Annotated in this window: 10 protein-coding genes; 6 read left to right on the top strand and 4 right to left on the bottom strand. The window is 71.4% G+C overall.

Annotated features, from left to right (window positions below; translation table 11 throughout):
* Positions 1-57: 57 nt before the first annotated feature.
* The 3 genes from ACGH7X_RS10305 (at position 58) to ACGH7X_RS10295 (ending at position 7,241) form a co-directional block, all read left to right on the top strand.
* Positions 58-786 (top strand): VIT1/CCC1 transporter family protein, encoded by a 729-nt coding sequence (locus tag ACGH7X_RS10305; RefSeq protein ID WP_399883916.1) that lies wholly within the window; start codon positions 58-60, stop codon positions 784-786.
* Between the two features lie 373 nt (positions 787-1,159).
* On the top strand, positions 1,160-5,785 hold the full coding sequence (gene gltB / locus ACGH7X_RS10300; protein WP_399883914.1) for a glutamate synthase large subunit: 4,626 nt from the start codon (positions 1,160-1,162) through the stop codon (positions 5,783-5,785).
* Positions 5,778-7,241, top strand: coding sequence for a glutamate synthase subunit beta (locus tag ACGH7X_RS10295; RefSeq protein ID WP_399883912.1), 1,464 nt, complete (start codon positions 5,778-5,780; stop codon positions 7,239-7,241). Before gltB ends, ACGH7X_RS10295 begins: the two co-directional genes overlap by 8 nt.
* Positions 7,242-7,357: 116 nt before the next feature.
* On the opposite strand, the gene ACGH7X_RS10290 is transcribed toward ACGH7X_RS10295, so the two are convergent.
* Positions 7,358-8,275, bottom strand: a complete 918-nt coding sequence (locus tag ACGH7X_RS10290) for a chitosanase (protein WP_399883910.1) — start codon at positions 8,273-8,275, stop codon at positions 7,358-7,360.
* A complete protein-coding gene (locus ACGH7X_RS10285; RefSeq protein ID WP_399883908.1) occupies positions 8,272-9,207 on the bottom strand; it encodes a rhomboid family intramembrane serine protease in 936 nt (311 codons plus the stop codon). The genes ACGH7X_RS10290 and ACGH7X_RS10285 overlap by 4 nt, the downstream gene beginning before the upstream one ends.
* Positions 9,208-9,357: 150 nt before the next feature.
* Between ACGH7X_RS10285 and ACGH7X_RS10280 the strand changes: the two genes are divergently transcribed.
* Positions 9,358-10,080, top strand: a complete 723-nt coding sequence (locus tag ACGH7X_RS10280; protein ID WP_399883906.1) for a vWA domain-containing protein — start codon at positions 9,358-9,360, stop codon at positions 10,078-10,080.
* A gap of 26 nt (positions 10,081-10,106) precedes the next feature.
* Here the strand turns inward: ACGH7X_RS10280 and ACGH7X_RS10275 are convergent, their stop codons facing one another.
* Positions 10,107-10,736, bottom strand: coding sequence for an SIMPL domain-containing protein (locus ACGH7X_RS10275; RefSeq protein WP_399883904.1), 630 nt, complete (start codon positions 10,734-10,736; stop codon positions 10,107-10,109).
* Between the two features lie 40 nt (positions 10,737-10,776).
* The gene (locus tag ACGH7X_RS10270) at positions 10,777-11,673 is read right to left on the bottom strand and encodes a hypothetical protein (RefSeq protein WP_399883902.1); all 897 of its coding nucleotides are present in this window, start codon (positions 11,671-11,673) and stop codon (positions 10,777-10,779) included.
* A 112-nt stretch (positions 11,674-11,785) separates the two neighbouring features.
* Here ACGH7X_RS10270 and ACGH7X_RS10265 point away from each other — a divergent pair, with 112 nt between their 5' ends.
* Positions 11,786-12,136, top strand: coding sequence for a chorismate mutase (locus ACGH7X_RS10265; RefSeq protein ID WP_399883900.1), 351 nt, complete (start codon positions 11,786-11,788; stop codon positions 12,134-12,136).
* 129 nt (positions 12,137-12,265) lie between these two features.
* Complete coding sequence (gene pepN, locus ACGH7X_RS10260) at positions 12,266-14,773, top strand: aminopeptidase N (RefSeq protein ID WP_399883898.1); 2,508 nt, start codon at positions 12,266-12,268, stop codon at positions 14,771-14,773.
* Positions 14,774-15,322: the final 549 nt, after the last annotated feature.

Below are 15,322 nucleotides of genomic sequence, written 5' to 3'. Positions count from 1 at the left end.
GATTGGTTGTTGTCAAAAGGTAGAACGAGTCCAGACTAGTTCCCGGGGGGAACCCGCGTGGCCATCATCGACACCGAGGCGCCGCTGCACGAGGCGCACCGCGACAACCACACGCACCGCGACGTGAACGGCGGCTGGCTGCGACCCGCCGTCTTCGGCGCGATGGACGGGCTGGTCTCCAACCTCGCCCTGATGACCGGCGTCGCGGGCGCGGCGAGCCAGCAGACCGTCGTGCTGAGCGGCATGGCGGGTCTGGCCGCCGGCGCCTTCTCCATGGCCGCCGGCGAGTACACCTCCGTCGCCTCGCAGCGCGAGCTGGTCGAGGCCGAGCTGGACGTGGAGCGCCGCGAGCTGCGCAAGCACCCGGCGGACGAGGAGGCCGAGCTGGCCGCGCTCTACGAGGCGCGGGGTGTCGAGCCGAAGCTCGCGCGCGAGGTGGCCCGGCAGTTGTCGAGCGACCCCGAGCAGGCCCTGGAGATACACGCCCGCGAGGAACTGGGCATCGACCCCTCCGACCTGCCGTCGCCGCTGGTCGCGGCCGTCTCGTCGTTCGGGTCCTTCGCGCTGGGCGCGCTGCTTCCCGTTCTGCCGTTCCTGCTCGGCGCCACCGCGCTGTGGCCCGCCGTGCTGCTCGCGCTGGCCGGCCTCTTCCTGTGCGGCGCGGTCGTCGCCAAGGTCACGGCCCGCAGCTGGTGGTACAGCGGACTGCGGCAGCTCGCCCTCGGCGGCGCGGCGGCCGGTGTGACGTACGCCCTGGGCAGCCTGTTCGGAACGGTCGTAGGATAGCCCGGCCCGAACTTATGCGAGGGACTGCATAAGTAGCCGTTACTCGCTGGTTTCGAGGACGTAATCTCCGGGCATGAGCCGTAAGCGCTGTGGGCAATGAGGCCTGACGCGCATCCGTGGAGTGGGCGACGACGCCCCCTTCGCGCCCTCGGACCGACGGACATCGATCTGTTCGCTTCGGTCTCCATAGCTTCCACCGCCGGGCGCGGTACCCCCGCCGTAGCCCCCGGTGTCCGCATGTTGGAACGGATTGTCCCGTTTACCGAGAACCAATCCATCATGTAACCTGCACCAAATTTTGCACCGAACCGCAGAGGGCCAACGTCGTCCCTCGGCACTTTGCACCTGCCAGATGACGACGACGGGAGAGCCGATGCGTACGCCGCGCCAGCCGTCCCAGCATTCCGTGGATGGCCAGAACTGGTCCTTCATGGATGCTCGCCCTGCTGCCCAGGGTATGTACGACCCCCGCAACGAGCACGACGCCTGCGGCGTCGGTTTCGTCGCCACTCTCACCGGCGAGGCGTCCCACACCCTGGTCGACCAGGCACTCACCGTGCTGCGCAACCTGGAGCACCGTGGCGCCACCGGCTCCGAGCCCGACTCGGGCGACGGCGCGGGCATCCTCTCCCAGGTGCCGGACGCCTTCTTCCGTGAGGTGGCCGGATTCGAACTGCCCGAGGCCGGGGCGTACGCCGTCGGCATCGCCTTCCTGCCGCCCGAGGGCACCGAGGACGCCGTCTCGCGGATCGAGACCATCGCGTCCGAGGAGGGCCTCACCGTCCTCGGCTGGCGCGAGGTCCCGGTCGCCCCGCAGATGCTCGGCGCCACCGCCCGCTCGACCATGCCGGTCTTCCGCCAGATCTTCGTGAGCGACGGCGCCTCCCGGGGCATCGCCCTCGACCGCCACGCCTTCACGCTGCGCAAGCGCGCCGAGCGGGAGGCCGGTGTCTACTTCCCGTCGCTGTCCGCGCGGACCATCGTCTACAAGGGCATGCTGACCACCGGCCAGCTGGAGCCCTTCTTCCCGGACCTGTCCGACCGCCGCTTCGCCTCCGCGATCGCGCTCGTGCACTCCCGGTTCTCCACCAACACCTTCCCGAGCTGGCCGCTCGCCCACCCGTACCGCTTCGTCGCGCACAACGGCGAGATCAACACGGTCAAGGGCAACCGCAACTGGATGCGCGCCCGCGAGTCCCAGCTCGCGTCCGGCCTGTTCGGCTCTGCCGACCATGGGCACAGCGGCTCCTCCGCGGACCTCGAGCGGATCTTCCCGATCTGTACGCCGGACGCCTCGGACTCCGCCTCCTTCGACGAGGTCCTGGAACTGCTCCACCTCGGCGGGCGCTCGCTGCCGCACTCGGTGCTGATGATGATCCCGGAGGCGTGGGAGAACCACGCCTCCATGGAGCAGGACCGGCGCGCCTTCTACCAGTTCCACTCCACGATGATGGAGCCCTGGGACGGCCCCGCCTGCGTCACCTTCACCGACGGCACCCAGGTCGGCGCCGTGCTCGACCGCAACGGTCTGCGCCCCGGCCGCTACTGGGTCACCGACGACGGCCTCGTCGTCCTCGGCTCCGAGGTCGGCGTCCTCGACATCGACCCCGCGAAGGTCGTCCGCAAGGGCCGTCTCCAGCCCGGCCGCATGTTCCTGGTGGACACCGCCGAGCACCGCATCATCGAGGACGACGAGATCAAGGCCCAGCTCGCCGCCGAGCAGCCGTACGCCGAGTGGATCGAAGCCGGCGAGATCGAGCTGTCCGACCTGCCCGAGCGCGAGCACATCGTCCACACCCACGCCTCGGTCACCCGCCGCCAGCAGACCTTCGGGTACACCGAGGAGGAGCTGCGCGTCCTGCTTGCGCCGATGGCCAAGGCCGGTGCCGAGCCGATCGGCTCCATGGGCACCGACTCGCCGATCGCCGCGCTCTCCGAGCGCCCCCGGCTGCTCTTCGACTACTTCACCCAGCTGTTCGCGCAGGTCACCAACCCGCCGCTGGACGCCATCCGCGAGGAACTGGTCACCTCCCTGCGCAGCTCGCTGGGCCCCCAGGGCAACCTGCTGGACCCCACGGCCGCCTCCTGCCGCAGCGTCCTGCTGCCCTTCCCGGTGATCGACAACGACGAGCTGGCCAAGCTCATCCACATCAACGCCGACGGCGACATGCCCGGCTTCAAGGCCGCGACCCTCTCCGGCCTCTACCGGGTGCACGGCGGCGGCGACTCGCTGGCCGCGCGCATAGAGGAGATCTACGCCGAGACCGACGCCGCCATCGAGAACGGCGCCCGGCTCATCGTCCTGTCCGACCGCCACTCGGACGCCGAGCACGCGCCGATCCCGTCGCTGCTGCTCACCGCGGCCGTCCACCACCACCTGATCCGCACCAAGCAGCGCACCGAGGTGGGCCTGCTGGTCGAGGCCGGCGACGTCCGCGAGGTCCACCACGTCGCCCTGCTGATCGGCTTCGGCGCCGCCGCGGTCAACCCGTACCTGGCGATGGAGTCCGTCGAGGACCTGGTCCGCGCCGGCACCTTCCTGCAGAGCGTCGACGGCGAGCCCGAGCAGGCCATCCGCAACCTGATCTACGCCCTCGGCAAGGGCGTCCTCAAGGTCATGTCCAAGATGGGCATCTCCACCGTCGCCTCCTACCGCGGCGCCCAGGTCTTCGAGGCCGTCGGCCTCGACGAGGAGTTCGTCGCCAAGTACTTCAACGGCACGGCCACCAAGATCGGCGGCGTCGGCATCGACGTCATCGCCAAGGAGGTGGCCGCCCGCCACGCCAAGGCGTACCCGGCCAGCGGCATCGCGCCCGCCCACCGCGCCCTGGAGATCGGCGGCGAGTACCAGTGGCGCCGCGAGGGCGAGCCGCACCTGTTCGACCCGGAGACGGTCTTCCGCCTCCAGCACTCCACGCGCTCCGGCACGTACGACACCTTCAAGAAGTACACCGAGCGCGTGAACGAGCAGTCCGAGCGGCTGATGACGCTGCGCGGCCTGTTCGGCTTCAAGAGCGACCGGCAGCCGATCCCCGTCGACGAGGTCGAGCCCGTCTCCGAGATCGTCAAGCGCTTCTCCACCGGCGCCATGTCGTACGGCTCCATCTCCCAGGAGGCGCACGAGACGCTCGCCATCGCCATGAACCAGCTGGGCGGCAAGTCCAACACCGGTGAGGGCGGCGAGGACGCGGAGCGCCTGTACGACCCCGCGCGCCGTTCGTCCATCAAGCAGGTCGCCTCCGGCCGCTTCGGCGTCACCTCCGAGTACCTGGTCAACGCGGACGACATCCAGATCAAGATGGCCCAGGGCGCCAAGCCCGGCGAGGGCGGCCAGCTGCCCGGCCACAAGGTGTACCCGTGGGTCGCCAAGACCCGGCACTCCACCCCCGGCGTCGGCCTGATCTCCCCGCCGCCGCACCACGACATCTACTCCATCGAGGACCTGGCCCAGCTGATCCACGACCTGAAGAACGCGAACCCGCAGGCGCGGATTCACGTCAAGCTGGTCTCCGAGGTCGGCGTCGGCACGGTCGCGGCGGGTGTGTCCAAGGCGCACGCGGACGTGGTGCTCATCTCCGGCCACGACGGCGGCACCGGCGCCTCCCCGCTCACCTCGCTGAAGCACGCGGGCGGCCCCTGGGAGCTGGGCCTCGCCGAGACCCAGCAGACCCTGCTGCTCAACGGCCTGCGCGACCGGATCGTCGTCCAGACCGACGGCCAGCTCAAGACCGGCCGCGACGTCGTCATCGCCGCGCTGCTCGGCGCCGAGGAGTTCGGTTTCGCGACCGCGCCGCTCGTCGTCTCCGGCTGCGTCATGATGCGCGTCTGCCACCTGGACACCTGCCCGGTCGGCATCGCCACCCAGAACCCGGTCCTGCGGGACCGGTTCTCCGGCAAGGCCGAGTACATCGTGAACTTCTTCAGGTTCATCGCCGAGGAGGTCCGCGAGATCCTCGCCGAGCTGGGCTACCGCTCCATCGAGGAGGCCGTCGGCCACGCCGAGACCCTCGACGTGACCCGCGCCGTCAACCACTGGAAGGCGCAGGGCCTCGACCTGGCACCGCTGTTCCACGTGCCCGCGCTGGCCGAGGGCGCCGTGCGCCACCAGGCCGTCGGCCAGGACCACGGCCTGGAGAAGGCGCTCGACAACCAGCTGATCAAGCTCGCCTCGGACGCCCTGGCCGCCTCGGACGCCACCGAGGCCGCGCCGGTGCGCGCCCAGGTCGCGATCCGCAACATCAACCGCACGGTCGGCACCATGCTCGGCCACGAGGTGACGAAGAAGTTCGGCGGCGGCGGTCTGCCCGACGACACCGTCGACATCACCTTCACCGGCTCGGCCGGCCAGTCCTTCGGCGCCTTCGTCCCGCGCGGCATCACGCTGCGCCTGGAGGGCGACGCCAACGACTACGTCGGCAAGGGCCTCTCCGGCGGCCGTGTGATCGTCCGCCCCGACCGGGGCGCCGACCACCTCGCCGAGTACTCCACCATCGCCGGCAACACCATCGGATACGGCGCCACCGGCGGCGAGATGTTCCTGCGCGGCAAGGTCGGCGAGCGCTTCTGCGTCCGCAACTCCGGCGCGCTGGTCGTCTCCGAGGGCGTGGGCGACCACGGCTGCGAGTACATGACCGGCGGCCACGCGGTCGTCCTCGGCGAGACCGGGCGCAACTTCGCGGCCGGCATGTCCGGCGGCGTCGCCTACGTCGTCGACCTCGACCGGGCCAACGTCAACGTCGGCAACGTGGACGCGGTCCAGGTGCTGGACGACTCCGACAGGGACTGGCTGCACGACGTGGTGCGCCGCCACGCCGAGGAGACCGGGTCCACGGTCGCCGAGAAGCTGCTCGCCGACTGGACCGTCGCCGTGGAGCGCTTCAGCAAGATCATCCCCAGCACGTACAAGGCAGTGCTCGCCGCCAAGGACGCCGCCGAGCGAGCCGGTCTCTCCGAGACCGAGACCACCGAGAAGATGATGGAGGCGGCGACCAATGGCTGATCCCAAGGGCTTTCTGAACCACGGACGCGAGGTCGCCAGGACCCGCCCGGTCGACGAGCGCGTCAAGGACTGGAACGAGGTCTACGTCCCCGGCTCCCTGCTGCCGATCATCAGCAAGCAGGCCAGCCGCTGCATGGACTGCGGCATCCCGTTCTGCCACAACGGCTGTCCCCTCGGGAACCTGATCCCCGAGTGGAACGACTACGCCTACCGCGAGGACTGGTCGGCGGCGTCCGAGCGCCTGCACGCCACCAACAACTTCCCGGAGTTCACCGGCCGCCTGTGCCCGGCTCCGTGCGAGTCGGCGTGCGTGCTCGGCATCAACCAGCCGCCGGTCACCATCAAGAACGTCGAGGTCTCCATCATCGACAAGGCGTGGGAGACCGGGGACGTCGCCCCGCGGATCCCCGAGCGCCTGTCCGGCAAGACCGTCGCCGTGATCGGCTCGGGCCCGGCGGGTCTCGCCGCCGCCCAGCAGCTCACCCGGGCCGGCCACACCGTCGCCGTCTACGAGCGCGCGGACCGCATCGGGGGCCTGCTGCGCTACGGCATCCCCGAGTTCAAGATGGAGAAGCGGCACATCAACCGCCGCATAGAGCAGATGCGCGCGGAGGGCACCCGCTTCCGCACCGGCGTCGAGATCGGCCGCGACCTCAAGGCCACCGACCTGAAGAAGCGGTACGACGCCGTCGTCATCGCCGCCGGGTCCACCACCTCCCGCGACCTGCCGGTCCCCGGCCGCGAACTCAAGGGCATCCACCAGGCCATGGAGTACCTGCCGCTGGCCAACAAGGTCCAGGAGGGCGACTACGTGGCGCCCCCCATCTCGGCCGAGGGCAAGCACGTCGTCGTCATCGGCGGCGGCGACACCGGCGCCGACTGCGTGGGCACCGCCCACCGCCAGGGCGCGGCCTCCGTCACGCAGCTGGAGATCATGCCCCGGCCGGGCGAGGAGCGGAACCCGCTCGCGCAGCCGTGGCCGACCTTCCCGATGCTCTACAAGGTCACCAGCGCCCACGAGGAGGGCGGCGAGCGGGTCTACGCCGTCTCCACCACCCACTTCGAGGGCGACGAGGACGGCAACGTCCAGTGGCTGCACATGAGCGAGGTCGAGTTCGTCGAGGGCAAGCTCACCCCGAAGCCGGGCACCGAGCGCAAGATCCCTGCCCAGCTGGTCACCCTCGCCATGGGCTTCACCGGTACGGACCGGGAGAACGGTCTGGTCGACCAGTTCCGACTGGAGCTCGACGCACGCGGTAACATCGCCCGGGACGCCGACTTCCAGACCAACGTGCCGGGTGTGTTCGTCGCCGGTGACGCCGGCCGCGGCCAGTCGCTCATCGTCTGGGCGATCGCCGAGGGCCGCTCGGCCGCGCGGGGCGCCGACCGCTTCCTGACCGGAGCCAGCGAACTGCCGGCCCCGATCCGCCCGACCGACCGCGCCCTCGCGGTCTGACGGACGGAACAACCGAAGACGGAACAACCGAAGATCGTCCCGCACAATGGCGTGCGGAACACTGATGGCGCCTGCCCTGTCCCCGACCGGACGAAGGGGCAGGCGCCGTCGCACGCTCAGGGCACGTTGTAGGTGTCCCCGTACATCTCCCACACCAGAGGCGTCGCCAGCTTCAGGTTCCCGGCCTTCAGGAACCGGCGCTGGGCGGTGTCGACGCGGGAGGTGTCGATGCCCGGACGCTTGGCCTCCATGGCCTGCTCGCGGACGTCCAGGAACGTGTCCAGGTAGGCCTCCTCGGAGCCGCCCTGGCCCGGCGTCTTCGCCTCGCCCAGGGCCTGTTCGCGCAGCCCGTAGAAGCCCTCGGCGTCCGTGTCGGGGCCGTGGAAGACCATCGCGTCGTAGTAGACGAACTGGCCGAGCGTGCCGAGGCCGTCCAGCTTGGCGAGGCGGACCGCCGGTTCGAAGTACACGCGGTCGCGCTCCTCCTCCTGGGCCGTGCGGAACGCCGGGACCTCCGCCTCCGCCTGCCAGGCCGCCGTGAAGCCCGGGTCCAGGCCCTCGTGGGAGTCGGTGCCGTCGACCTCGCGCAGGGCGGGCAGGTACTCGGCCAGGCCGTTGTCGGGGTGGGCCTCGGTGTAGCGCTCGACCAGGGTGAGCAGGTCGTGGGTGCCGGTGCAGAAGCCGATGATGCCCGCGGTGTATCCGTCGCCGTCCCCGAGGTCCTCGATGGTGCCGTAGGCGGTGCGCCACTCGGTGGTCGAGTTCTCCGCGCTGGAGACGATTTGCTGGGCCAGCTCCTTCTTCGCGGGCGCGGCGAGCCCCGGCGGCAGGTCGGCGATCAGCGCGTCGTCCGCCTCCCGCTCCTCCTCGGCCCGGTCCTTGGCGTCGTCGCGGTCGCGGGTCGACCGGGCGGTGGCGGAGGACGCGGCGGTCGGGACCCCGGCCGAGTCCGCGGAGTCCCCCGGCACCACGAAGTACACGCCCGTGGCGATCACGGGAACGGCCGCGAGAAGCAGCACTCCGGCACGTTTCATAGGGGAATACCTCCGCCTGTCATTTCGGACACCTTGACCGCCGCCGTCACCGCCAGCAGCACCACCAGCCCGGCCCCCGCACCGGCCTGCACCGCCACCCGGCGCCCGTCCCGGGGCGCGTACGCGAAGGCCAGGGCCAGCGCGCCGCCCACCAGGAGGCCGCCGAGATGCCCCTGCCACGAGGTGAACGCGGCGGAGACCAGCAGCCACAGCACCAGACCGGCCATGAAACGGTTGACCCGTGCCATGTCGGCGCCCAGCCGGCGGTGCAGCACGTAGTACGCGGCCCCCACGCCGAAGACCGCACCCGACGCGCCGACCGAGACCTGCCCGGGGTCGGTGAGGACCAGTTCCAGGACGGAACCGCCGAGCGCCGAGAGCAGGTACAGGACGGCGAAACGCAACCGGCCGAGCATAAGCTCCACCACCCGCCCCAACTGCCACAGCGCGAGCATGTTCAGCGTGATGTGCAGGATCCCAAAGGTGCCGTCGAAGGGAGACTGGTGAAGGAACGCGCTGGTCAGCATCCGCTCCCACTCACCCCCGGCGACGCCCTCGGTCCGCACGGGCCCGGAGGTCAGGTACGGCCCTCCGCCGACGTAGTAGGTGCCGTCCGGACCGACCAGCCGAGCACCGACCATGGCGAACCGGTCCACGATCTCCGGCCGCACCACCTCCGCCAGGTACGCGAGCACGTTCAGCGCGAACAGCACGTACGTCACCACGGGCGTCGCCGAGACCCGGCCGCCCACGATGGTCCGGGCCTGCCGGACCGACCGCGCCCCCTCCTTCACGCACTCGGGGCACTGGTGGCCCACCGGCGCCTCGCGCATGCAGTCCGGACAGATGTAGCGCTCGCAGCGGGTGCAGCGCACGTGGCACTCCACCGCGGGATGGCGGTAGCACGTGGTGATGGTGGACTCGGAATCCACGGCCGGCTCCTTGGGACGGGGGACGGTGAGCCGGTGGGGACGGCGGCGAACAAAATAGCGAATGCCGGAGAGTGGGCCGGTCGGCGGGGTGCGCCGTGCCGTAGCCTCGGCACCCAGATGCCGTACGTACGGGGTGACGGGGGAGTCCGCATGGCCGCGATCAGTCTCACCAAGGTGCAGGAAACGGCGCCGGCGCTGGTCGATCTGTACAAGAGCGCCGGGGTGTCCCTGACGAAGAACGGGATGGAGGGGACCCGGGCGGCGGTCTACCTCGTCGTCGACTACTCCGGCTCGATGAAGCCGTACTACAAGGACGGCAGCGTGCAGGCGCTCGCCGACCGCGTACTCGGACTGTCGGCGCACCTCGACGACGACGGCACCGTGCCGGTGGTGTTCTTCTCCACGGACGTCGACGCCGTCACCGAGATCGCGCTCGCCGACCACCAGGGGCGCGTCGAGCGGATCGTGGCGGGCCTCGGGCACATGGGCAAGACCAGCTACCACCTGGCCATGGACGCGGTCATCGACCACTACCTGGACAGCGGCTCCCGCCACCCCGCTCTGGTCGTCTTCCAGACCGACGGCGGCCCGATCAACCGGCTCGCCGCGGAGCGGTACCTGTGCAAGGCGGCGCCGCTGCCGCTGTTCTGGCAGTTCGTCGGCTTCGGCGACCCGGGCAGCCGCCAGTTCGAGTACCTGCGCAAGCTCGACGAACTCGCGGTACCCGACAAGCGGGTCGTCGACAACGCGGGCTTCTTCCACGCGGGCCGCGACCCGCGCAAGGTGAGCGACGCCGAGCTGTACGACCGGCTGGTGGGCGAGTTCCCCAAGTGGCTCGTGGCCGCACGCGCGCAGGGCATCGTGCGGCCGTAGAGGGTGGGGCGGGGCTTTTGAGAGGTTCAGTGCCTCAGGGAGAAGCCCAGAACCACCTTGGCGGTCACCTCCACCGCGCCCGGAGCCAGGGCGCCGGACGGACCGCCGCCCTTGGCGGCGCGGAACGCGGCGAAGGGCTCGGACTCCACGTCCTGGATGTGCAGCACCGGTCCCAGCCGCGTCTCCGCCGCCTCCGCGTACACCTGGGCCTTGCGGCGGGCGGCGGCCACGGCCCTGCGCCGCGCCTCGTCGAGCAGCGCGGGCCGGTCGCGTACGTCGAACTCGACGCTGTCGATCCGGTGGGCGCCCGCGTCGACCACGTCCACGATCAGCCGCTCGAGGTCGTCCAGTGCCTCGGTCTCCACCGAGTACGAGGCCTGGCACCGGTACCCGAGCAGTGTCCGCTCACCCCCGTGCCCGTCGTACTCGGAGCTGAGACTGAGCCGGGAGCCCGAGACCGAGACGTCCGGCACGCCGTGCCGGCGCAGCACCTCCCGCAGCCGGGCCACGGCCTCACCGGCCTTCTGGAATGCCCGGTCGGGCGAGGGCTCCAGCACGTCCACCGCCGGCTGCACCCGCGCGAGTCCCGGCTCGGCCCGCACCGTGCCCGAGCCGAACACGCTGATGCCCCAGGGTTCTTCGATGGCCTGTGTCATAGGCGCATTGAAGCAGTGCCCCCGCGCCCCGCGCGCCGCATTACGTGTCGCACTCCAGCACCGTCCGGCACAGCCCGCACCGCGCCCGGACCCGCCCGCGCACCGGCACCCTGATCCGCTGGTGGCAGGTCGGGCAGGGGAACGACACCCGGAGCTGTCCGGGCGCCTGCGCGGTGAAGGAGTAAGGGCCGTCCGCCGCCGCGCCCGCGGCGTGCGGGTCCTGCGCGTGGCGGCGGTCCCGGGCGTAGCGGCGGCGGCCCGCCCAGCCGGCCGCGGTGAGGGGCGGCTGCTGCTCGTCCCGGCGGGCCCGGGCCATGCCCTTGCCGTACGCCGTGTAGGCCTGCGGACTCGTGAACCACACCGAGGGGTCCTCGCCGAACAGCAGCGCCCGCTTGGCCAGGACGTAACCGAACTCCTCCGGCGTCAGGTACCCCAGCTTCTGCGAGGACGTCGAGTCCTCCCGGAAGGCGTCGAGGAGCAGCCAGCCGGCGCCCAGGTACGTCGTCGCCGTGTCGGTGAGGATCTCGTTGTCCCGGGTGCCGGGGAAGGACAGGTCGAGGCGGTGCAGGTAGACGTGCATCACCTCGTGCGCCAGGGCCGCGCCGATGTCCCGGCGATGGGTGCGGAAGCGGTCGTTCAGCTCGATGAAGTACTCCGGGCCCGCCGTGAGCTCCACGTTCGCCGCGTGGGTCATCTCGCGGAAGGAGACGATCATGCGGGCATCGGGCAGCCGGTAGTGCCGTACCAGCTCGTGCGCCACCCGCTGCGCGCCCAGATACAGGTCGTCGGTGTCGCAGAACGCCACGTCGACCGGGGCCACACTGGCCGAGAACGTCTGCACGGTGTCGTACGACAGCCGCCGGTACAGCGCGGTGACGGCCTCCCGCACCGTCTCCAGGTGCGGGAACCCGTGCTCGACCGGTCCGCCGTTCGCCACGCCCGACCCCCAAGACGCCTGAACCCTGTTTCCCACTCTACGAGGACTGTAAGGCGTTCAGCGCCTGAGACGGTCTGCGACAGCCGGGGCCCCGCCCGTAGGGTGTGCGCCCATGACCACCAGCAACACCGGTACCGATGCCGTCGACCCCGCCGTCCGTGAGGAGCTGGCCCGGCTGCGGGACAGCATCGACAACATCGACGCGGCCGTCCTCCACATGCTCGCCGAGCGCTTCAAGTGCACCCAGCAGGTCGGCCACCTCAAGGCCCGCCACCAGCTGCCGCCCGCCGATCCGGCCCGTGAGGCCCAGCAGATCGCCCGGCTGCGCGCCCTCGCCGAGAGCGCCAAGCTCGACCCGGCGTTCGCCGAGAAGTTCCTCAACTTCATCATCGCCGAGGTGATCCACCACCACGAGCGCATCGCGGAGAGCAACGGCAGCGGCCCGGCCCCGGCCGCCGACTGACGCGGGGTGCGCCCCCGCCCACGGGGCGCACGCCCGGGGGCGCGCGGTGGCAGGGGCGGCGGACCGGACATACTCCGCGTACCGAACCGCCTCTGTGCGCTGCCCACCGCATCAGGCAGCATGTCGTGCATGTCCGTACTGACGCGCGACGAAGCGCAGACCCGTTCCCGGCTCCTCGACGTCCACCACTACGCGATCGACCTCGATCTGACGCGTGGGGACGAGACCTTCGACTCCCGTACCGTCATCCGGTTCACCGTCCGCGGCGACACGGACGGCACGGACACCACGGACACCTTCGTCGAGGTCAAGCCCGCCGAACTGCGCGCCGTCACTCTGGACGGACAGCCCCTGGACCCGGCCGGCCTGGACGAGAACCGGCTGGCGCTGAAGGGACTCACCCCCGGCGAGCACGAACTGCGCGTCGACGCGGCCATGCGCTACTCCAGCACCGGCGAGGGCATGCACCGCTTCACCGACCCCGCCGACGGCGAGACCTACGTCTACACCCAGCTGTTCCTCGACGACGTCCAGCGCGTGTACGCCGCCTTCGACCAGCCCGACCTCAAAGCGGTCTTCGACCTCACCGTCACCGCCCCCGAGGGCTGGACCGTCCTGGCCAACGGAATTACCGAGCACACCGGCGACGGCCACTGGAAGGCCGCCACCACCCCGCTGATCTCCACCTACCTCGTCGCCGTCGCCGCCGGACCCTGGCACTCCGTGCGCACCGAGCACCGCGGGCTGCCCTTCGGCATCCACTGCCGCCGCTCGCTCGCGCCCCACCTGGACGTGGACGCCGACGAACTGTTCGAGGTCACCCGCGGCTGCTTCGACCGGTACCACGAGAAGTTCACCGAGCCCTACCCCTTCGACTCCTACGACCAGGCGTTCGTCCCCGAGTTCAACGCCGGCGCGATGGAGAACCCGGGCCTGGTCACCTTCCGCGACGAGTTCGTCTTCCGGTCCGCGGTCACCGAGACCCAGCGGCAGACCCGCGCCATGGTCATCGCCCACGAGATGGCCCACATGTGGTTCGGCGACCTCGTCACCCTGCGCTGGTGGGACGACATCTGGCTGAACGAGTCCTTCGCCGAGTACATGGGCTACCAGACCACCGCCGAGGCGACCCGCTTCACCGACACCTGGACCGACTTCGGCGTCACCCGCAAGGCCTGGGGCTACGACGCCGACCAGCGCCCCTCCACCCACCCCGTCGCCCCCGAGAACGTCGAGGACACCGCCTCCGCCCTCCTCAACTTCGACGGCATCTCCTACGCCAAGGGCGCCTCCGCCCTGCGCCAGCTGGTCGCCTGGCTCGGCGAGAAGGACTTCCTGGCGGGCATCAACATCCACTTCGAGCGGCACAAGTTCGCCAACGCCTCCCTCGCCGACTTCATCGACTCCCTCGCCGCCGCCACCGACCGCGACGTCCACGCCTGGGCCGACGCCTGGCTGCGCACCACCGGCGTCGACACCCTCACCCCGCGCGTCACCGGCGACAACGGCACCCGCGCGCTCACCGTCGCCCGCACCGGCGAACGGCCCCACCGCATCGCCGTGGGCCTCTACGACCAGGACCCCGCGGGCGAGGGCAGCCTCACCCCGCGCGAACGCCTCGACATCGACGTGCCCCAGGCCGAGCCCCGGCCCATCGGCAAGCTCCCCGCCCTGATCGTCCTCAACGACGGCGACCTGAGCTACGCCAAGATCCGCTTCGACGCCGAGTCCTTCCGGACGATCCGCGCCGGCCTGTCCGGCCTGCCCGACCCGCTCACCCGGGCCGTCGTCTGGAACGCCCTCAGGGACGCCGTCCGTGACGGCGAACTCCCCGCCCGCACCTACCTGGACATCGCCCGCGCCCACCTCCCCCACGAGACCGACCTCGCGCTCGTCGACGGCGTCCTCGCCTTCGCCGCCGGCCAGGTCGCCGACCGCTACGTCACCCCCGAGGAGCGGCCCGCCGCCCTCACCACCCTCGCCGAGCTGTGCCGCGACCTCATCCGCCGTACCGAGGACGGCGACCACCCCGGGCTGCGCCTGATCGCCGTACGCCACCGCATCGCCACCGCCGCCCACCCCGACACCATCGCCGCCTGGCTCGCCGACGGCACCGTGCCCGGCGGACCCGAACTCGACCCGGAGCTGCGCTGGCGCATCCTCACCCGGCTCGCCGTCCTCGGCGCCACCGACGAGGCCGCCATCGCCGCCGAGCTCGAACGCGACCCGAGCGCCACCGGCCAGGAGGGCGCCGTCCGCTGCCGTGCCGCGCTGCCCGACGCCGAGGCCAAGAGCCGCGCCTGGGAGGCCATGTTCGCCTCCGACGACCTCTCCAACTACCTGTTCACCGCCACCGCCCAGGGCTTCTGGCAGCCCGAACAGGCCGACCTCGTGCGCGACTACGTGCCGCGCTACTACGCCGCGGCCGTTGCGCTCGCCGCCCGCCGCGGCCCCGCCATCGCCGACGCCGCCGGCCGCTGGGCCTTCCCCGGCCACGCCGTCGACGCCGACAACCTGCGCCTGGGCCAGGAGTGCCTGAGCGACGCCGCCCCGATCCCCGCCCTGCGCCGCAAGCTCGCCGACCAACTCGACGACCTCGCCCGCGCGCTGCGAGTACGGGCGGCGGACACGGACTGACCCGCGAATCGGCTACCACGCTCCACCGGGGCCCGCGATGTCCGGAGCCGGCCCCCGGGCCGCACGCCCCCGCTTCCGGCGGGAAGCGGTCGACCGTGGGACCAGGCGCCCACCCGCCCCGGACACGGAGGGTGCCTCCCGCCGGGCCGGCCGGGGTTTTCGTACCGCGGGCACGTGGACATCGGGTTCGGGAGGTGCCCGCGGGGGCCCCACCGAGCCCGGCGGCGCAGGAGGCGGCTCGCGCTGAGGTTGGTGGCGGCCCGAAGTGAGCCCAGTGCGGGCGGGGTGGGAGCGGGCGCGTGTTCGCCCTGGGCGCGGTAGATGTCTCTCGCCGGGTCGGCCGGGTTCCGTGTCGTGGCTGTGGCCACGGGGGTTCGGGGTGTGTCCGCGGTGCGGGGGCGGCCCGCTCTGGGCCCGGTGCGGGTGGGGATCAGCTGTAGGGGCAGGTGCCCGCCCGCCTCAGGGTGAGGCCGGTGTGTCTCGCTGGGTCGGTCGGGTTCCGTGTTGTGGCTGTGGCCACGGGGGTTCGGGGTGTGTGCGGTGCGGGGG

The sequence above is a fragment of the Streptomyces sp. BBFR51 genome, assembly GCF_044591655.1.
Classification (GTDB): Bacteria; Actinomycetota; Actinomycetes; order Streptomycetales; family Streptomycetaceae; genus Streptomyces.
Note: the sequence above shows the minus strand (reverse complement) of the source record. Positions and strands in the feature narration are given on the sequence as shown.